Raw genomic sequence first — 20,132 nt, 5'->3', positions numbered from 1 at the left:
GATGCTGGCGGTGGCTGCAATGCTGCCCTGTGTTGTCGAAGCTCAGGTGGTTCTGCCCGGTGGTGTTAGTCCTGGGCAGGTTAACCCGAGTTTGCAGCGCGAGCAGATCGATGCTCAGCGGCGTCAGCAAGCGATTGAGGAACGGGCGCGTCGCGTAGATATACCCGCATTGCAGGGTGAGCAACCGGAGCAGGGCGATGCGCTGCCGGCGGACAGTCCGCCCTTCGTATTGAGTGGCATCAGCTTTAATACGTCGGTCTTCATTACACAAGAGCAGCTAAAGGAGATCGCCGGCCAGTATGTCGGCCGTGAGATCACCTTTGCTGATCTCAATCAGATGATTCGTCAGGTGAATAAGCTGTACGCCGATGATGGGCAATTGACGGCGCGGGCAATTATCCCTCCTCAGTCACTCGACGACGGTCAACTTAGGGTTGTGCTGGTCGAGGCAAAACTGGACGGCGTTAACTTTACTGGCGAGGGAGAGAGTGTTGATGAAGCGTTTTATCGTGAGCGCTTGAACCTGACCGAGGGGGAGACGCTAAACAGCCCGATGCTGATCGAGGCCATTCGTCGCTTCAATGCCACCAGCCAGGGGCCGCAGATATCGGCTGGACTGGCGCCGGGGGAGCGTTTCGGTACAACCCGAGTTGATGTTGAACGGTTCGAACCAAAGCGTTTCGATTGGTCGTTGTTCGCTAATAATTATGGCAGCGAAGGTACTGGGTACGAGCAGTTGGGCGGTACGCTCAACTGGTTTTCACCGACCGGGGCCGCCGATAATATCAGTGCGGTTTTGGTGGGTACTCGCGGCAGTCAGTATATGAATCTGCGCTACTCCCGCCCGGTCAACCGCCGCAACGGCTTTGCCTGGGTCGAGGCCGGAGCCAATAGCATGGAGATCAAGCGAGGGCCGCTGGCTGACCTGAATATTGAAGGTGATTCCAGTAACTACGGCATCGGCTTTGATCAGCCGTGGTGGCTGTCGGATCGCTGGTTGCTGTTAGGTGGACTGGGTTATACCTCCCAGACCTCAGAAACGACGCTCGAAGGGGTTACTCTCAGCGAGGTGGATATTCAGGAGGTTTTCCTGAAGGGCCAGTTCGAGTATCGCGCAGCTCCATGGTATGCGCGCTACGAGCAGCGTATACGTCAGGCGTCGCCGGACAACGCGTTAACCGGAGATAGCGGTAACTTCACCATCTTGACCGGGGATCTGTATACCTCGCGCCAGCTGAGCGAACGTTACGAGCTGGTTGGCAAGGCTGGCTGGCAATACGCAACCCGTCAGGAGGAGTTGCCATCTGCCTTGCACAAGCAGTTTGGTGGTATCAGTGCCCAGCGCGGCTATGAACCTGGCATCATTACTTCGCCCTGGGGCGCCAACTTCAGCGTTGAAGGTTATTGGAGTGCCAATGATCGTTGGCAGCCATTCGTGTTCATGGATTACGGCAGGGCCATGGAGTTGGGCGATGAAGATGTTGACCTGATCAGCGGCGGAGCGGGGGTTAATAGCCGCTGGTGGAATGACAGGGTCTCTGCAAGCCTGCTGGTCGCAGGTGCATTCAAGGATGTGGTGCCCGATCAGGACAGCGGACAGGTATTGTTGCAGCTGGTATTCCGTTAGGCGTTATTTCTATTGCGTCGCTACGACGCCAGAAAGGCAATGACGCTCGGGCAACAGTAAAACGCGGCTTGTGATGCAGTAAGAAAAGGCTCTACGCTCGGTCAGTAGTAAAACGAAACAACCGGACAAGAAATCAAACAGGGAGTAAGAAGGATGTCAACGCTGTTACTTTACAAGGAAATCAAGGCGCTTAATCGTGATCAGCACAAAGCGCTTAAATTAAAGACAGACAAAGGATGCGAGTTCGCTGCAGGAACGCACATCGTACCTTTGGCGGGGCTGGAATTTTTTCAGGCGGCGCGCAGCTATCCGATCGTATTCGTTGGCGAAGGTGAAGGGCTCAGCCCAATCGCGCTCATGGGGCTCAAGCAGGGGCTAAACAGCTTCGTTGATGATTCTGGCAAGTGGCGCGCGAATACCTATGTTCCTGCGTTTATTCGTCGTTATCCCTTTGTGCTCGCGCAATCGGACAATGATGGGTTTACAGTTTGCTTTGACGAAGCTTACGCGGGCTGGAACGAAGAGGAAGGCCGCGAGTTATTTAGCGAGTCCGGTGAGAACAGCGAATACTTGAATGAGATGATTCAGTTTCTGCAGAACTTTACTGCAGAGATGCAACGCACAAGAGAATTTGTAAATGTTCTGCAGGAAATGGAACTGTTGGAGTCTCGTACACTAAAACTCACCCACGTTAGCGGTGAAACTTTTGTACTCAAGGATTTCCACGCCGTCGATGAGGAGCGCTTCCTCGCATTGGGCGATGAGCAGGTTCTCAGGTTGAATAAAGCCGGGTTCCTCGGTTGGATTTACGCCCATTTGATGTCGTTGGGCAACAGCAACCTTTTGTTTGAACACTATCTGGCGAACCGCCCTGACAGAACGCACTGAGCGTTCTTTTAGTTGCTTTTGCCTTGGCGCCATTGACCTTCGTCAGTGACCTGGTTTCGGCCATCGTGCTTAGCCTGATACATTAATAAATCTCCGCGATTGATCAGGCTTTTTACGGTGTCGTCGGTACGCATGGTAGCCAATCCAATGCTGACGGTCAGTGGGATTGGCTGGCCGTCCAGCTCGAACTGCATATGCTCCACGGATTCGCGAATTCGTTCAGCCACCATACGACCAGCTTCCAGTGTGGTGGTGTTGAGCAGCACCACAAACTCCTCGCCGCCCAGTCGGTATAAGCCGTCCACAGAGCGAAGCGAATCGCTGATGCAATTGACTACGGCTTTAAGTGCAGCATCGCCGTAGGCATGCCCATAGCGGTCGTTGACCTGCTTGAAATGGTCTATGTCCAATACCAATAGCGCGAGAGGCTGCTGGTTGCGATGACTTTGGCGGATATCGCGCTCCAGGTTCTGGTTCAGCGCTAGCCGGTTGCCCACCCCGGTCAGCGCGTCATTCAGAGCGCAGGCGAGTGCCTCGCGGTACATAAGCGCGTTCCGCAGGGGAAACAGTAGGGTGCCTAGTAACGTCTCGATGGCCAGCAGCTCTTTTTCGTCGAAGCGCTGTTTTCGGCTGAACTGGAGTTCGCCCAGATAGTTGCCCTGGTGGGATACGCGGTAGCTGCAGCGGTGTACGCCTGATTGGCCTACGCAGAAGGCGTTGGGGTCAGCGTTGTGCTGATACTCCAGTCCATCAATCTGCAGTAGCTCGCGCAGACCTTGGTAGAACTGGCTCAATACGCTATCCACTTCCAGTGTGGTTTGCAGGTTTCGCAGCAGTTTCTGCTGTATTTGCTCAAACTGTGCGCCCTGTTGAACTGCGGCGCGGCGAGCTGTGTTGGTTTTCAAACTACTGCCGAGTTTTATGCGGGCGGTATCGAAGTCGATGGTATTTCCCTGCGTGTGCATAATGGCGAGTCCTGGTGTGAACGCTTATGCAGGAGTTCAAGCAAGCAATGTGCCACTATTTATATTCTATATTTTTCAATGTGTTGTGTTGTCTGATGGAAGGTTTTAAGTATAGGGGCGGCAAGAAATTGCCGCCCCTTTTGCCAGCGCTGCCGCCTGGGGTGGGCGGCTCGTCAGAATTTTGGCTACTGAGCGTCGATAGCCTGGCCATTGGTCTTGCGACTATCAGGGCCTAATAAATAAAGGAAGGCGGGCATGATTGCGCTCGGCTCAGGATTATTCTCTGCCGGCTCGTTGGGATAGGCCTTGGCGCGCATTTTAGTGCGGGTAGCGCCGGGGTTCAGGCTGTTAACTCTGATCTCGCTGGTGCCGTCCTGCTCGTCTGCCAAAGTCTGCATCAGGCCTTCTACGGCGAACTTGCTGACGGCGTAAGGGCCCCAATAGGCACGCCCCTTGCGGCCAACACTGGATGAAAGCAAAACCACTGAGGCATCGGGCGCGGCGCGCAGCAGCGGCATCATGGTCTTGGTGAGCAGGAAGGGCGCATTAACGTTGACTTGCATGACTTTTAGCCAGGCGTCCGCTTTGACTGTATCCATCAAGGTACGCGGGCCTAGCTCGGCGGCGTTATGGACCAGGCCATCAAGCTTGCCAAAGGTATCGAACAACTGGTCGGCGAGATCTTCGTAGTCCTTTTCCAGTGCGGTTTCCAGATTCAGCGGGCAGATGGCTGGCTGTGGGTGGCCTGCGGCCTCGATCTCGTCGTACACAGCTTCTAGCTTGCTCAGCGTGCGACCAACCAATACCACGGTCGCGCCATGTGCTGCGCAGCTCAGTGCACACGCACGACCGATGCCGTCGCCAGCGCCGGTAATCAGAATAACGCGGTCCTTCAGCAGGTCTGCGGGGGCGGTGTAATCAAACATGCAGTGTCTCCTTTACGCGCCGCGCCTCCAGCCAGAAGCGGAGTTCAGTCGCGTTGTTGATGCTGTGGGTTGCTTGCCAGCTGGCGGGATCATCGCCGGCAGGAATATAGCCGTAAAGCGCGGCGACAGTGGCGGTTCCGGCTGCATTGCCAGACTGAATGTCGCGCAAATGGTCGCCGACGAAGACGCAGTCGCCGGGTTCTACACCCAGCTCTGCGCAGGCTTTGAGCACCGGCTCAGCGTGGGGTTTACCGTGCGTAACCTGGTCCGGGCAGATCAGGCTGCCACAGCGCTCTGCCAACCCCATGGCCTCGATCAGTGGGATGCTGAAACGACTCATCTTGTTGGTCACCACACCCCACGGCAGGCCTTCGGCGTCTAGCCAGTCGAGTAGGTCCATGATGCCCGGAAAGGGGCGGGTGTGGACTGCCAGTTGCTGCGTATAGCGACGCAGGAAGTCTTCGCGCAGATCGTCAAAGCCAGCGCCATCTGGACGCATGGCAAAAGCAGCGCAAAGCATGCCAACCGAGCCGTCGGACACCTGACTGCGCACCAGTGCGGGATTAGCCATTGGCTTGCCGTGTTCCTGCAGCATGGCGTCGATAATGGCCATGAAGTCATCAACGGTGTCGAGCAGGGTGCCATCCAGGTCGAACAGAACGCTGGTGAGCATCAGGCGTCAGCTCCACGCTGGCAATGGATCATGTAGTTGACGTCGACATTGGCCTCCAGCTTGTAAATCTTGGTGATGGGATTGAAGGTCAGCCCGGTCATATCAAGCAGGTTCAGCCCGGCTTCACGCGACCAGCCACCCAGCTCGGCAGGGCGGATAAACTTGGCGAACTCATGGGTGCCACGTGGCAGCATGCGCAGTACGTATTCGGCGCCGACGATAGCGAACAGAAACGACTTGGGGTTGCGGTTGATGGTCGAGAAAAAGACGTGTCCGCCGGGTTTCACTAGCTTGGCGCAGGCGCGTATCACTGAGCTGGGGTCGGGCACGTGCTCGAGCATCTCCAGGCAGGTCACAACGTCAAAGCGGCCGGCGTGTTGCTCGGCAAACTCCTCAGCGGTGCTCTGCTCGTAATTGACCTCTACGCCGGACTCCAGTTGGTGCAGGCGCGCGACCGACAAGGGCGCTTCGCCCATATCGATGCCGGTGACCGTAGCGCCACGCTGGGCCATGGCCTCGGCCAGAATGCCGCCGCCGCAACCGACGTCCAGCACTTCCTTGCCTGCCAAAGGCACGCGCTCGTCAATCCAGTTGCTGCGCAGCGGATTGATTTCGTGCAACGGCTTGAACTCGCTGTTGCGATCCCACCAGCGGCTGGCTAGCGCTTCGAACTTGGCTATTTCGGCACGATCAACGTTAAGACTCATGTGTATCCCCTTTGCGAATGCGTGTGGCCAGTTCACTGGCCTGCTGCAGTATCGGACCGATATCCAATGAGCAGAGTTTCCCTGCTAGCAGCTTCTGTTTGCCGGCTACCCATACATCAGACACCTGGGCAGCGTTGCAGGTATAAAGCAGTTGTGAAACGGGCTCGTACGTTGGCTGCTGTGCCAGCCCGGAAAGATCGATCGCTGCCAGGTCGGCGAACTTGCCGATCTCCAAAGACCCGGTTTCTTCCGCCAGCCCCAACGCTTGGGCGCCGGCCAGCGTTGCCATATGCAGCGCGGCGTGGGCATCCAGCGCGGTCGGGTCGCCAGCGATCAGCTTGGCCAGAAAGGCGGCGCTGCGCATTTCGCCCAGCATATCCAGATCATTGTTGCTGGCAGCGCCATCGGTGCCCAGTGCGACGTTGATCTGCTGATCCAGCAGGCGTTTTACCGGCATGGCGCCACTGGCCAGCTTCATATTGGATTCGGGGCAGTGGATGACCTGCACACCATGCTCGCTGAGCAACCTGAGGTCATCGTCATTGACCTGAGTGACGTGGACTGCCTGCAGACGCGGGCTAAGCAGGCCCAGCTGTTGCAGACGTTGCAGTGGGCGCATGCCGGTGAGGCGCACGGCCTCTTCCACTTCAAAGGCGGTTTCGTGGATATGCATGTGAATCGGCAGGTCCAGCTCGTCAGCCAGGGTGCGGACGCGAGTCAGGGTCTCGTCGCCCACGGTGTAAGGCGCATGCGGGCCAAAGGCAACGCTGATCAGCTCGTTGTGGCGCGTTTCATCATGCAGCTTGAGGCCCTTGGCGATGCCTTCTGCGCTATCGCGTGCACCGGGAATCGGGTTGTCGATAACCGGGAACGCCAACTGTGCGCGGATGCCTGCATCCATCGCGGCGGCTGCGGCAATGTCAGGATAGAAATACATATCGGCAAAGCAGGTGGTGCCGCCCTGCAACATTTCAGCAATCGCCAGCTCAGTGCCCAGACGGACAAAGTCGGGATTGACCCAGCGACCTTCGGCAGGCCATATATGGTCTGTCAGCCAGGACATCAGCGGCAGGTCGTCGGCAAGGCCGCGGAACAGGCTCATAGCCGCATGGCCATGCGTATTGACCAGGCCAGGGATCAGCAGGTGATCCGGTAGCTCACGCCGCTCGCGTACGTTTAGCTCATGGGTCTTGTCTGTTGGTAGCAGCGCAATGATGCGCCCCTGGTGCACGGCTATGGCATGCTGCTCCAGCACCAGACCACGTGGTACCACAGGTACTATCCAGCGTGGCAGGATCAGCAGGTCGAGTTCGTCGGGTAGAGTTGTCATGTCGAGTTCGTCTTGTTTCATGCTCGGGAGTATAACCTTAGGCTGTAGGGGCGTGCAGTGGATTAAGCTGAGTATCATGGCTGCGCGGCTGGATTGGCTCGGGTTGGCACTGTCAAAGCAGGATCGAGCGAGAACAGGGTTTATCGGTTTAAGCGGAACAAGGGGAGCTCGCTATGCTGCAGTCCAAAACATTGAGTAGTGAGCAGGTATCGCTGGAATCCATCGAGTGGTTGGGCAATGGCCATCTGCGTTTGCTGGATCAGCGCAGGCTGCCTGATCGAATTGCTTATCGCGACTGTAATAATGTAGCGGAGGTGGCCGAGTCTATCGCCAGCCTGGTAGTGCGCGGTGGTCCGGCGATGGGTATTGCTGCGGCCTATGGCATTGCCATGGCCGCGCAGCGTATTCGCACCAGTGACAATTGGGAAGCAGCGCTGGCGGCGGATTTCGACATGCTCGAAGGCGCACAGTCAACCGCGATCAGTCTGTCCTGGGCGCTGGGTATCATGCGTGAAACCCTGCGTAAGTTGACGTTGCCACAGGATGTGCCGGCGCGTCTGTTGCAGGCAGCCATTTCTGTACATGAAAGCGATCGTGAGGCTAACCGCAGTATGGGACGGCTGGGCATGCAACTGATTGGCCGCCGGCAAAAAAAGCCGCAGAAAATCATGCTGCACTCCAATGACGGGGCTTTGGCTACCGGTGGTTATGGCACCGCTTTTGGTGTGGTGCGTGCGGCGCATGAGGCTGGTCTGGTTGATCAGGTGTATGTCAGTGAAACCCGGCCCTTGCTGCAAGGCGCGCGATTGACCGCCTGGGAGCTGGCGCAGGCCGGGATTCCAGCGCAGCTGCATATTGATAGCGCTGCAGCGCACCTGATGAAGAGCCAAAACATTGCCTGGGTGGTGGTGGCCGCAGATCGCATTGCTGCCAATGGTGACGCTATTTGCAAAATAGGCACCTACGCTCTCGCAGTGCTGGCCATGCATCATGGCGTGCGCTTTATGGTCGTAGCGTCCAGCTCTTGCATTGACCTGGCGCTGGAGGTGGGCGACGACCTGGCGCTGGAGGAGCGCTCAAGTCGGGAGTTGCTGCAATTCGGTGAGCGTGATTTTGATACCGGGATAGCGGTCAGTAATCCGGTATTTGACGTGACCCCGGCTGACCTGCTGGATGTGATTGTCACCGAGAAGGGCGCAATCGAACGTCCGGACGAGCAAAAGCTGGCCGCTTTGCTCAGTCATCACCGCTTGCATTGAGCCAGCAGCCCCTGAGCGCGCTCAGGGGCCTTTTTAGCCTCTGCTTTATGCTCCCGCCCATGGTCTGTCTGTGGTATCCTGTGCGGCTTTGAACGGGCGGGTTGAACGGTGTTGCGGCCAAATCGCCGCCGCCTTCGCAGGTGAGCGCTGTCATCCCCCTTGTGCGCTTGAATAATGCTATTGGCATCAATGAGTTGCCGACAATAAAAGGAATGCCGTTTCATGGGTGAACTGGCCAAAGAAATCCTTCCAGTCAGTATTGAAGACGAACTGAAACAGTCCTACCTCGATTACGCCATGAGCGTGATCGTCGGGCGGGCCTTGCCGGACGTACGTGACGGCCTCAAGCCGGTGCACCGTCGGGTGTTGTTCGCCATGAGCGAGCTGAACAACGACTGGAACAAGCCCTACAAAAAATCGGCCCGTGTGGTCGGTGACGTTATCGGTAAATACCATCCGCACGGTGATTCGGCTGTCTATGACACCATCGTTCGTATGGCCCAGCCGTTCTCGTTGCGCTATCTGCTGGTCGATGGTCAGGGTAACTTCGGGTCGGTCGATGGCGATAACGCGGCCGCCATGCGTTACACCGAAATCCGCATGACCAAGTTGGCCCATGAGCTGCTGGCCGATCTGGATAAGGAAACGGTCGACTGGGTGCCCAACTACGACGGCACCGAACAGATTCCAGCGGTGTTGCCAACCAAGGTTCCCAACCTGCTGATCAACGGGTCCAGCGGTATTGCGGTCGGTATGGCCACCAATATTCCGCCACACAACCTGACTGAAGTGATCAACGGCTGCTTGGCGCTGATCGCCAACCCTGATATGACCATCGATGATCTGATGGAGCATATCCCCGGCCCAGACTTCCCTACTGCGGGCATTATCAATGGCCGTGCCGGTATCGTAGAGGCCTACCACACCGGCCGTGGCCGTATATACGTGCGGGCCCGCTGCGAAATTGAAGACATCGACAAGGTGGGTGGTCGTCAGCAGATCATCATTCACGAGCTGCCGTACCAGTTGAACAAGGCACGTCTGATCGAAAAGATCGCCGAGCTGGTCAAAGAGAAGAAGATTGAAGGTATCTCTGAGCTGCGCGACGAGTCTGATAAGGACGGCATGCGCGTGGTTATCGAGCTGCGTCGTGGCGAAGTGGCCGAAGTGGTGCTCAATAATCTGTATCAACAGACACAGATGCAGGGTGTATTCGGTATCAACATCGTTGGCCTGCTGGATGGGCAGCCGCGCATCCTCAATCTGAAAGAGCTGCTGGATGCCTTTGTGCGTCACCGCCGCGAAGTGGTTACCCGTCGCACTGTGTTCGAGTTGCGCAAGGCGCGTGAGCGTGGCCACATCCTCGAAGGCCAGGCGGTTGCACTGTCCAATATCGACCCGGTTATCGAGCTGATCAAGAAGTCGCCTACGCCAGCTGAGGCCAAGGTGGCGTTGATCGCTAAAGCCTGGGAGCCAGGTGCGGTAGTCGAGATGGTTGAGCGCGCCGGTGCTGAATCCTGCCGCCCGGATGGACTGGATGAGCAGTACGGATTGCGCGAAGGCAAGTACTTCCTGTCACCAGAGCAGGCACAAGCGATTCTTGAATTGCGCCTGCATCGCCTGACCGGTCTTGAGCATGAAAAGCTACTGACTGAATATCAGGAAATCCTCAAGCAGATTGGCGAGTTGCTGCGCATTCTCAACAGCCAGGAACGCCTGATGGAAGTGATCGTCGAGGAACTGGAGCTGATTCGCGACAACTACGGTGATGAGCGTCGCACTGAAATCGTTGCGTCTCGTATGGATCTCACCATCGCCGACCTGATCACCGAAGAAGATCGCGTAGTGACCATCTCTCACGGTGGCTACGCCAAGAGTCAGCCGCTGGCTGATTACCAGGCGCAGCGCCGCGGTGGTCGTGGCAAGGCCGCGACAGGTGTCAAGGATGAGGATTACGTCTCCCATCTGCTGGTTGCGCACAGCCATACCACGCTGTTGCTGTTCTCCAGCCGCGGCAAGGTTTACTGGCTGAAGACCTATGAAATCCCGGAGGCATCACGCACCGCGCGGGGTCGCCCGCTGGTCAATCTGCTGCCGTTGGAGGAAGGTGAGTTCATTTCCACCATGATGCCGGTTGATGAGTACACCGAAGGCTGGTTCATCTTCATGGCGACCGCCAAAGGTACCGTCAAGAAGACGCCGCTGGAGCAGTTCAGTCGTCAACGCAGCGTGGGCTTGATTGCGCTGGACCTGGAAGAGGGCGATACGCTGATTTCGGCCGCGCTGACTAATGGCGAGCGCGAAATCATGTTGTTCTCCGACGGTGGCAAGGTCACTCGTTTTAAAGAGACCGACGTGCGTGCCATGGGTCGTACCGCGCGCGGTGTACGCGGCATGCGTCTGGCCGAAGGCCAGAATCTGGTTTCCATGCTGATCGCCGAGGAGGGTTCGCAGATTCTTACGGCCTCGTCGCGCGGCTTTGGCAAGCGCACTGCGGTAGAAGATTTCCCGCAATACAAACGTGGTGGTCAGGGCGTTATCGCCATGGTCTCCAACGAACGGAACGGGCCGCTGGTCGGCGCAGTACAGGTCGTTGATGGCGAGGAGATCATGTTGATCTCGGATCAGGGCACGCTGGTTCGTACCCGCGTCAGCGAAGTTTCCTGCCTGTCGCGCAACACGCAAGGCGTGATGCTGATTCGTCTGGCAGCAGACGAGAAGCTGGTCGGTCTGGAGCGTGTGCAGGAGCCCTCGGAAGAGGAGCTTGAGGCAATGGTCGAGATGGATGAAGAGGGTAACCCTCTGCCGGTTGAGCCTGTTGCCGCCAGTGAAGACGATGAGCAACAACCCTTGGATGATCAGGAGTAATCGTGAGTAAGCGTCTGTTCAATTTCTGTGCGGGTCCGGCGGCGTTGCCGGAAGCGGTCTTGCAGCAGGCTCAGGCTGAGCTGCTGGACTGGCAGGGCAAGGGTTTGTCGGTGATGGAGATGAGTCACCGCAGCGACGAGTTCGTCAGTATCGCGCAAAAGGCCGAGCAGGATTTGCGCGACCTGTTGACGATTCCGGACAACTATAAAGTGTTGTTTTTGCAGGGTGGCGCCAGTCAGCAGTTTGCGCAGATTCCCTTGAATCTGATGCATGAGGGCGGCACTGCCGACTACATTGATACCGGTATCTGGTCACGCAAGGCTATCGACGAAGCCTCGCGGTTTGGTGCGGTCAATGTTGCTGGCAGCGCAAAAGCCCATGACTACTTCGCTATTCCGGGCCAGAACGACTGGCAGTTGTCGCAAGACGCAGCCTATGTGCATTACTGCCCCAACGAGACTATTGGTGGCCTGGAGTTCAACTGGGTGCCCCAGACGGGTGACGTACCGCTGGTAGCGGATATGTCCTCGAACATTCTGTCGCGCCCGATTGACGTCTCGCAGTTCGGCATGATCTACGCTGGCGCACAGAAAAACATTGGGCCCAGCGGCTTGGTAGTGGTGATCGTGCGTGAAGACCTACTCGGTAATGCACGGGCAAGCTGTCCCACCATGCTGGATTACGCGGTAGCGGCGCAGAACGACTCCATGTACAACACGCCGCCGACGTTTGCCTGGTACCTGTCCGGCCTGATATTTAGCTGGTTGAAGGAGCAGGGCGGTCTCGAGGGTATGAAACGCATTAATGACGCCAAACAGCGCAAGCTGTACGCCGCCATCGATGCCAGCGAAATGTACAGCAATCCGATCAATATCGCTGATCGGTCGTGGATGAATATTCCCTTCCGTCTGGCCGATGATCGACTGGATAAGCCTTTTTTGGCTGGCGCTGAAGAGCGCGGCTTGCTGAATCTAAAGGGCCACAGGTCGGTAGGTGGTATGCGCGCGTCCATCTATAACGCGGTGCCTGAAGCCGCAGTAGATGCACTGGTGGCCTATATGGCCGAGTTCGAACAGCAGCACGGTTGATTTCCATGTCAGATGAAGACCAGTTGAAGGCGCTGCGTAAGCGCATCGATACGATTGACGAAAAAATTCTCGACCTGATCAGTGAGCGCGCAGCCTGCGCGCATACAGTAGCTCAGGTTAAGCAGAAGTCCCTGCCGGCGGATGCCAAACCGGTGTTTTATCGCCCCGAGCGCGAAGCCTGGGTGCTCAAGCATATTATGGAGCTGAATCAGGGGCCGTTAGACAACGAAGAAGTCGCGCGCCTGTTTCGCGAAATCATGTCTGCTTGTCTGGCGTTGGAGGAGCCGTTGCGGGTGGCCTACCTGGGGCCGGAAGGCACCTTTACCCAGGCAGCAGCGCTGAAGCATTTTGGTCACTCGGTGATCAGTGTGCCAATGGCGGCGATTGACGAGATCTTCCGTGAAGTGGCCGCGGGTGCCGTGCAGTTTGGTGTGGTGCCGGTGGAGAACTCTACTGAGGGCGCCATCAATCACACGCTGGACAGCTTTCTTGAGCATGACATGGTCATCTGCGGCGAAGTTGAGCTGCGCATTCACCACCACCTGCTGGTGGGTGAGAACACGCGTGCAGACAAGATTTCCCGCGTGTACTCGCATTCGCAGTCGCTCGCACAATGCCGCAAATGGTTGGACGCGCACTATCCAAACGTCGAGCGCGTAGCGGTGGCGAGTAATGCCGAGGCCGCCAAGCGAGTCAAAGGCGAATGGAACTCCGCCGCTATCGCCGGTGATATGGCCGCTGAGCTTTACGGTCTGACCAAGTTGGCCGAGAAGATCGAGGATCGCCCGGATAATTCGACGCGATTCCTGATCATCGGCAGTCAGGCAGTGCCGCCAACGGGGGATGACAAGACCTCGGTCATTATCTCCATGCGCAACAAGCCGGGTGCCCTGCATCAACTACTGCAGCCGTTCGACTTGAACGGCATCGATCTGAGTCGGATCGAAACCCGTCCGTCGCGTAGCGGTAAGTGGACCTATGTGTTCTTCATCGACTTTTTCGGCCACCAGCATGATCCGTTGATCCGTGACGTACTGGAAAAGATCAACGATGACTCGGTGGCCCTGAAGGTACTGGGGTCCTACCCAAAAGCGGTACTTTGAAACGTCAGCGACAAGCTGTAAGCCTCAAGCTGCAAGATGCGGCGGCCTGGCTTGCAGCTTGTCGCTTGTAGCTTGTCGCTTGTAGCTTGAGGCTTGTGTATGACTTGTGACTTTCTCGCTCTGGCGCGCCCGGGCGTACAAAAACTATCCCCTTATGTGCCAGGCAAGCCGGTAGAAGAGCTGGCGCGTGAGTTTGGCCTGCGTGCGCAGGATATCGTCAAGCTGGCGAGTAATGAGAATCCGCTGGGTCCCAGTCCGGCGGTCAAGGCAGCTATTTCAGCAGCCCTGGCAGAGATGACACGCTACCCCGACGGCAATGGCTTCGCCCTCAAGCAAGCGCTGTCCGCCAAGCTGGGCGTTGCGACCTCGAATCTGACGCTGGGCAATGGCTCCAACGATATTCTCGAGCTGGTGACCCGTGCCTTCGTGGGGCCTGAGCATGAAGTTATCTTCAGTGACCACGCCTTTGCGGTGTATCCCATTGTGACTCAGGCTGTCGGCGCCAAAGCGGTAGCGGTCCCTGCGCGTGACTGGGGGCATGATCTGCCTGCCATGGCGGCGGCTATTACCGATGCGACGCAGCTGATTTTTATTGCCAATCCCAACAACCCGACAGGCACCTGGATCGAACGTAATGAGCTTGAAGCCTTTCTGGCGCAAGTCCCGGAGAACGTTCTGGTGGTGCTGGACGAGGCTTATACCGAATACGTTGAGACGGATGACGTTCCTAATGGCGTCGACTACCTGAGTCAGTACGACAACTTGCTGGTCTCGCGTACCTTTTCCAAGGCTTACGGCTTGGCTGCGCTGCGGGTCGGTTATGGCATTTCCAGTCCGCAGGTGGCTGATGCCATGAATCGCGTGCGCCAGCCCTTCAACGTGAACAGTCTGGCTCTCGCTGCAGCGCTGGCGGCGTTGCAGGATGAGGCTTATCTGATCGAAAGCCGTCGCATCAATCGCCTGGGCATGCAGCAGCTGGAAGATGGCTGCGCAGCGCTGGGGCTTGGCTGGATTCCCTCCAGAGGGAATTTCCTCGCGATCGATCTGGGACGAGAAGCTGCGCCGGTCTTTCAGGCCCTGCTGCGTGAGGGGGTCATTGTGCGTCCGGTCGCCAACTACGGTATGCCTAATCATTTGCGCGTCACTGTGGGCTTGCCGGACGAAAATCAACGTTTCCTCGACGTGCTCAAGCAGGCACTGATCAGTGGTTGATGTAACCGACGTGTCATCGGTAACTCCCATAATCGGACGCCTGACGGTGGTCGGTCTGGGTCTGATTGGCGGCTCATTTGCCAAGGGCATGCGCCAGAGCGGCCTATGCACCGAGGTAGTGGGCTGTGATCTGGATCCGGTCGCGCGTCGCCAGGCGGTGCCGCTGGGTGTGGTTGACCGGGTAACGGCTGATTTGTCAGAGGCTGTGGCGGGCGCCGATATGATCATGCTCGCGGTGCCCGTATTGGGTATGCGCGCGGTGCTCGAGCAGCTTGCTGCGATGCCATCGCAAACTGCCGTAATTACCGACGTGGGCAGCACCAAGGGTGCTGTGGTCAAAGCGGTGGAAGAGGTCTTCGGGCGGGTGCCAAGCAACTTCGTGCCGGGGCACCCGATAGCTGGCTCAGAGAAAAGTGGTGTCGAGGCGGCGCGAGCTGATCTGTTCAAGCATCACAAGGTTATTTTAACCCCGCTTGAGGACACCAGTAAGCAGGCATTGGCGCTGGTGCAGCAATGCTGGCAGGCGCTGCAGGCGGATGTAGAGCAGATGAGCATGGCCGATCATGATGAAGTGCTGGCCGCGACCAGCCATCTGCCGCACCTGCTCGCGTTCTCTCTGGTCGATACCCTGGCCGGGCGTAACGAAAATCTGGAGATCTTCCGCTATGCCGCTGGCGGGTTCAGAGACTTTACCCGTATCGCAGCAAGCGATCCGGTGATGTGGCGAGATGTTTTTTTGGCCAACCGGGACGCCGTATTGCGCAGCCTGGATGCCTTTACTCAGGATTTGAGCCGCTTGCGCGATGCGGTCGAAAGCCGGGATGCCAATACCTTGTTGGGCGTATTTACCCGAGCCAAGTCGGCGCGTGAGCATTTCAGTACTATTTTGGCCCGCCGGGCCTACATGGAACCTATGCAAACTAAATCCATTAATTTCGTCGCCAGTCCCGGCGGCAAGGTGCAGGGCCAGATTCGCGTGCCCGGCGATAAATCCATTTCTCACCGCTCCATCATGCTGGGTTCGCTGGCTGAAGGCGTGACTGAGGTCGAAGGCTTTCTGGAAGGCGAAGACAGTTTGGCTACCCTGCAGGCCTTCCGCGACATGGGTGTGGTGATCGAAGGTCCGCATCATGGCCGCGTGACTATTAACGGGGTAGGCCTGCAAGGGCTACAGGCACCACCCGGTTCGCTGTATCTGGGTAACTCCGGTACCTCTATGCGCCTGCTGTCAGGTCTGCTGGCGGGTCAGACCTTTGATACCGTGCTGACCGGTGATGCGTCCCTGTCCAAGCGTCCCATGGGGCGTGTGGCCAAGCCGCTACGTGAGATGGGCGCCAAAATCGAGACCGCTGACGAGGGGCGTCCGCCACTGCGTATATCGGGTACTGGTCGCCTGATGGGTATGGACTACAGCATGCCAATGGCCAGTGCTCAGGTTAAGTCGTGCGTCCTGCTGGCTGGCTTGTATGCCTCCGGCAGTACCTCGGTGACCGAGCCTGCGCCGACGCGCGACCACACTGAGCGTATGCTCAAAGGGTTTGGTTACCCGGTCAAGGTCGATGGGGCAACGGTAACTATCGAGTCTGGTCACAAGCTGCAGGCCTGCAAGATCGATGTGCCCGCAGATATTTCGTCCGCCGCCTTCTTTATGGTTGCGGCGAGTATCTGTGAAGGCGCTGATCTGCTGCTGGAGCACGTCGGTATCAACCCCACGCGTATCGGAGTCATCAATATCCTGCGCGAAATGGGCGGCAACATCGAGATGTCCAACGAGCGCGAAGTTGGCGGTGAGCCGGTTGCTGATATTCGGGTACGCTACGCGCCGCTCAAGGGGATCGAAATTCCCGTTGATCAGGTGCCTTTGGCTATCGACGAGTTTCCGGCACTCTTTATCGCTGCTGCCTGTGCTGAAGGGCGCACTATTTTGCGTGGTGCGGAGGAGTTGCGAGTCAAGGAGTCTGACCGTATCCAGGTTATGGCTGATGGTTTAATTACACTAGGCGTCAAAGCAGAGCCTACGCCGGACGGCATCGTGATCGATGGCAGTCGCATTGGTAGCGGCAGCGTCGAAAGTCACGGTGATCATCGTATCGCCATGTCCTTTGCAGTGGCGGCATTGCGCGCCGAGGGCGAGATACACATTAAGGACTGCGCCAATGTGGCGACATCATTCCCGGACTTCGTTGGTCTGGCGCAAGGCGTCGGCATGCGGGTCCGTCTGGAGGAGAACGCGTGACTGAACAAGCTATTCCGGTGATCACCATCGACGGCCCCGGCGGGTCGGGAAAGGGCACTATCGCCGGCTTGCTCGCCAGTCGACTGGGTTGGAATCTGCTGGACTCGGGTGCTCTGTACCGAGTCTTGGCCTTTGCCGCCGTTAATCATGGCGTATCCTTGACCAATGCAGAGTCGCTGGAAATGCTGGCCGGGCATCTGGATGTGCAGTTTGTCGCAGTTGAAGATGCCCGCGAGCAGCACATCATCCTGGAAGGTGAAGAAGTGACTCGCGCGCTGCGCACTGAAATAGTGGGGGCTGGTGCGTCACAGGTTGCGGCTATACCGGGAGTGCGGGCCGCTTTGCTGCAGCGTCAGCGCGCCTTTCGCGAGGCGCCAGGTCTGGTTGCTGATGGCCGTGATATGGGCACCGTGGTTTTTGCCGACGCCGAATTGAAGATCTATCTGACCGCCGGTGCCGAAGAACGTGCAGGTAGGCGTCATCGGCAGTTGCTCGAAAAGGGCGAAACTGCTAATCTGGCGAGTCTTCTCGATGAGATTGTTGCGCGGGATGATCGGGATATGAATCGCAGCATTGCGCCATTGCGGCCGGCTGATGATGCAATCCAGATTGATTCCACGCAAATGAGCATTGAAGAAGTACTTGAAATGGTTCATCAGGAAGCGCAAAAACGCGACCTTTTGGGCTGATCAGGCTGCTCTATCCGGGCAACCAGCCAAACCGGAAAGAGCATTGATACCATCAACCCACGCAAGCTGGTGGCGTGGCGGGTAAGTCGCTGAACGGCGCGCTCTTGAGCGGCTGGGCGGTAGCTGCCTTTATACTTAATTTACAGGATTCCAAATGAGCGAAAGCTTTGCCGAACTTTTTGAAGAAAGCCTAAAAACCCTTGATATGGAGCCGGGCTCCATCATCACCGGTATCGTTGTGGACATCGACTCCGACTGGGTCACCGTTCACGCCGGTTTGAAATCAGAGGGTGTTATCCCACGCGAGCAGTTCCTGAACGACCAGGGTGAACTGACTATCGAAGTGGGTGATGAGGTTCACGTTGCACTGGATGCCGTTGAAGACGGTTTCGGTGAAACCAAGCTCTCCCGCGAGAAGGCCAAGCGTGCCGAGTCGTGGAAAGTCCTCGAAGCTGCTTTCGCTGCAGAAGAAATCGTCAAGGGTGTTATCAACGGCAAGGTCAAAGGTGGCTTTACCGTCGACGTCAACACCATTCGCGCGTTCCTGCCTGGTTCCTTGGTTGATGTGCGTCCGGTTCGTGACACCACTCACCTGGAAAACAAAGAGCTGGAATTCAAGGTCATCAAGCTGGACCAGAAGCGCAACAACGTTGTCGTTTCCCGTCGCGCTGTCCTCGAAGCCGAAAACTCCGCAGAGCGCGAAGCGCTGCTGGAAACGCTGCAGGAAGGTCAGGTGGTCAAGGGTATCGTCAAGAACCTCACAGATTACGGCGCATTCGTCGATCTGGGCGGCGTAGACGGCCTGTTGCACATCACCGATATGGCTTGGAAGCGTATCAAGCATCCGTCTGAAATCGTCAATGTTGGCGACGAGATCGATGTCAAGGTGCTGAAGTTTGACCGTGAGCGCAATCGCGTTTCTCTGGGTCTGAAGCAGCTGGGCGAAGATCCATGGGTCGCTATCACTGGTCGCTACCCAGAAGGCACTCGCGTTACTGCCAAGGTCACCAACCTGACCGATTACGGCTGTTTCGCAGAGCTGGAAGAAGGTGTAGAAGGCCTGGTTCACGTATCCGAAATGGATTGGACCAACAAGAACATCCATCCTTCTAAAGTTGTCAACGTTGGCGACGAAGTAGAAGTTATGGTTCTGGATATCGACGAAGATCGTCGTCGTATTTCTCTGGGCATCAAGCAGTGCAAGATGAACCCATGGGAAGAGTTCTCCAGCAAGTTCAACAAGGGCGACAAGATCTCCGGTTCCATCAAGTCCATCACTGACTTCGGTATCTTTATCGGTCTGGACGGTGGCATCGACGGTCTGGTTCACCTGTCCGACATCTCTTGGAACGAAGCCGGTGAAGAGGCAGTACGCCGCTTCAAGAAAGGCGACGAGATCGAGACTGTTATCCTGTCTGTTGATCCAGAGCGTGAGCGCATCTCCCTGGGCGTCAAGCAGCTGGAAGACGATCCGTTCTCCAACTTCGTTTCCCTGAACGAGAAAGGCACCATCATCACTGGTACCGTCAAGGAAGTTGATGCCAAGGGCGCTGTAATCACCCTGGCTGACGATATCGAAGGCACTCTGAAAGCCTCCGAAATCAGCCGTGACCGTGTTGAAGATGCACGCAACGTTCTGAACGAAGGCGACGCTGTTGAAGCCAAGATCATCAGCATCGATCGTAAGAGCCGCGTCATCAGCCTGTCTATCAAGGCGAAAGATGTTGAAGACGAGAAAGAAGCCATCCAGGACCTGCGTAAGCAGGAAATGCTGGCAGCTGGTCCGACCACCATTGGTGATCTGATCAAGCAGCAGATGGAAGGCAAGGGCGGCAACTAAGCCTCTCGCTTTTCCTGCATAGAAAAAGGGCGACTTCGGTCGCCCTTTTTTGTGTCCGCGCTCTAAGCGCCAAGCCTCAAGCCTCAAGCTGCAAGCTGCAAGCTCCAAGCTCCAAGCTCCAAGTCGGAAGCTAGAAGCTAGAAGCTTAACCCCCAACCCAAACCCGCTTAGCTGTTACTCCAGCGCCGGTAGTTGTGTGCTCAGCCCGCAGGCCGCACTGATTTTGCTTCCAGCTTCCAGCTTCCAGCTTCCAGCTTCCAGCTTCCAGCTTCCAGCTTCCAGCTTAAAGCTAACTCCCACCCAAACCCGCTTAGCTGTTACTCCAGAGCCGGTAGTTGTGTGCTCAGCCCGCAGGCCGCGCTGGTTTTGCTTCCAGCTTCTGGCTTCAAGCTAACTCCCACCCAAACCCGCTTAGCTGTTACTCCAGCGCCGGTAGTTGTGTGCTCAGCCCGAAGGCCGCACTGGTTTTGCTTCCAGCTTCTGGCTTCAAGCTAACTCCCACCCAAACCCGCTTAGCTGTTACTCCAGCGCCGGTAGTTGTGTGCTCAGCCCGCAGGCCGCACTGGTTTTGCTTCCAGCTTCCAGCTTCCAGCTGGGTTCTACCCCGTTTCCACGGACGGTTATAAAACAGCTAAGAGCTTTTGATCCTGCGCAGCAACTCTACGTCGCATCCTAGGATTATGGAACCGCTCGATGTATTCAAATAGGTCTGCTCTTGCCT

Annotated in this window: 15 protein-coding genes; 10 read left to right on the top strand and 5 right to left on the bottom strand. The window is 57.1% G+C overall.

The features are described 5' to 3' along the window. Nucleotides 1-19: 19 nt before the first annotated feature. Entirely contained in the window at nucleotides 20-1,627 is a 1,608-nt protein-coding gene (locus EF096_RS10795) for a ShlB/FhaC/HecB family hemolysin secretion/activation protein (RefSeq protein WP_235869718.1), read from the top strand. A 153-nt stretch (nucleotides 1,628-1,780) separates the two neighbouring features. After that, a complete protein-coding gene (locus tag EF096_RS10790) occupies nucleotides 1,781-2,515 on the top strand; it encodes a SapC family protein (RefSeq protein WP_123889642.1) in 735 nt (244 codons plus the stop codon). Between the two features lie 8 nt (nucleotides 2,516-2,523). Here EF096_RS10790 and EF096_RS10785 read toward each other — a convergent pair whose 3' ends face one another. From EF096_RS10785 to EF096_RS10765, 5 genes are all read right to left on the bottom strand, one after another. After that, entirely contained in the window at nucleotides 2,524-3,480 is a 957-nt protein-coding gene (locus tag EF096_RS10785) for a GGDEF domain-containing protein (protein WP_123889641.1), read from the bottom strand. Nucleotides 3,481-3,665: 185 nt separating this feature from the next. Next, on the bottom strand, nucleotides 3,666-4,406 hold the full coding sequence (locus EF096_RS10780; RefSeq protein ID WP_123889640.1) for a YciK family oxidoreductase: 741 nt from the start codon (nucleotides 4,404-4,406) through the stop codon (nucleotides 3,666-3,668). Beyond that, entirely contained in the window at nucleotides 4,399-5,079 is a 681-nt protein-coding gene (locus tag EF096_RS10775) for an HAD-IA family hydrolase (RefSeq protein WP_235869716.1), read from the bottom strand. Before EF096_RS10775 ends, EF096_RS10780 begins: the two co-directional genes overlap by 8 nt. Next, complete coding sequence (gene ubiG, locus EF096_RS10770) at nucleotides 5,079-5,786, bottom strand: bifunctional 2-polyprenyl-6-hydroxyphenol methylase/3-demethylubiquinol 3-O-methyltransferase UbiG (RefSeq protein ID WP_123889638.1); 708 nt, start codon at nucleotides 5,784-5,786, stop codon at nucleotides 5,079-5,081. Before ubiG ends, EF096_RS10775 begins: the two co-directional genes overlap by 1 nt. After that, nucleotides 5,776-7,116 (bottom strand): TRZ/ATZ family hydrolase, encoded by a 1,341-nt coding sequence (locus EF096_RS10765; RefSeq protein WP_123889715.1) that lies wholly within the window; start codon nucleotides 7,114-7,116, stop codon nucleotides 5,776-5,778. The genes ubiG and EF096_RS10765 overlap by 11 nt, the downstream gene beginning before the upstream one ends. A gap of 176 nt (nucleotides 7,117-7,292) precedes the next feature. Here EF096_RS10765 and mtnA point away from each other — a divergent pair, with 176 nt between their 5' ends. The 8 genes from mtnA to rpsA all read left to right on the top strand — a co-directional run bounded on the left by mtnA (nucleotide 7,293) and on the right by rpsA (nucleotide 19,411). Then, on the top strand, nucleotides 7,293-8,375 hold the full coding sequence (mtnA, locus tag EF096_RS10760) for an S-methyl-5-thioribose-1-phosphate isomerase (RefSeq protein WP_123889714.1): 1,083 nt from the start codon (nucleotides 7,293-7,295) through the stop codon (nucleotides 8,373-8,375). A 222-nt stretch (nucleotides 8,376-8,597) separates the two neighbouring features. Next, a complete protein-coding gene (gyrA, locus tag EF096_RS10755; RefSeq protein ID WP_123889637.1) occupies nucleotides 8,598-11,243 on the top strand; it encodes a DNA gyrase subunit A in 2,646 nt (881 codons plus the stop codon). A 2-nt stretch (nucleotides 11,244-11,245) separates the two neighbouring features. Further along, complete coding sequence (serC, locus tag EF096_RS10750) at nucleotides 11,246-12,331, top strand: 3-phosphoserine/phosphohydroxythreonine transaminase (protein WP_123889636.1); 1,086 nt, start codon at nucleotides 11,246-11,248, stop codon at nucleotides 12,329-12,331. Nucleotides 12,332-12,336: 5 nt separating this feature from the next. Beyond that, complete coding sequence (pheA, locus tag EF096_RS10745) at nucleotides 12,337-13,434, top strand: prephenate dehydratase (protein ID WP_123889635.1); 1,098 nt, start codon at nucleotides 12,337-12,339, stop codon at nucleotides 13,432-13,434. Between the two features lie 99 nt (nucleotides 13,435-13,533). Then, nucleotides 13,534-14,646 carry a histidinol-phosphate transaminase gene (hisC, locus tag EF096_RS10740; protein WP_123889634.1) on the top strand — a complete coding sequence of 371 codons (1,113 nt, stop codon included), beginning with the start codon at nucleotides 13,534-13,536 and terminating at the stop codon, nucleotides 14,644-14,646. Continuing rightward, nucleotides 14,639-16,882 carry a bifunctional prephenate dehydrogenase/3-phosphoshikimate 1-carboxyvinyltransferase gene (locus EF096_RS10735; protein ID WP_123889633.1) on the top strand — a complete coding sequence of 748 codons (2,244 nt, stop codon included), beginning with the start codon at nucleotides 14,639-14,641 and terminating at the stop codon, nucleotides 16,880-16,882. Before hisC ends, EF096_RS10735 begins: the two co-directional genes overlap by 8 nt. Next, entirely contained in the window at nucleotides 16,879-17,571 is a 693-nt protein-coding gene (cmk, locus tag EF096_RS10730; protein ID WP_123889632.1) for a (d)CMP kinase, read from the top strand. The genes EF096_RS10735 and cmk overlap by 4 nt, the downstream gene beginning before the upstream one ends. 154 nt (nucleotides 17,572-17,725) lie before the next feature. Beyond that, on the top strand, nucleotides 17,726-19,411 hold the full coding sequence (gene rpsA / locus EF096_RS10725; protein WP_123889631.1) for a 30S ribosomal protein S1: 1,686 nt from the start codon (nucleotides 17,726-17,728) through the stop codon (nucleotides 19,409-19,411). Nucleotides 19,412-20,132: the final 721 nt, after the last annotated feature.

It is taken from the genome of Pseudomonas neustonica, from assembly GCF_003797945.1.
GTDB classification, from domain to species: Bacteria; Pseudomonadota; Gammaproteobacteria; order Pseudomonadales; family Pseudomonadaceae; genus Halopseudomonas; species Halopseudomonas neustonica.
The sequence above is the reverse complement of the archived record's forward strand: the minus strand, read 5'-3'. Positions and strand labels throughout refer to the sequence as shown.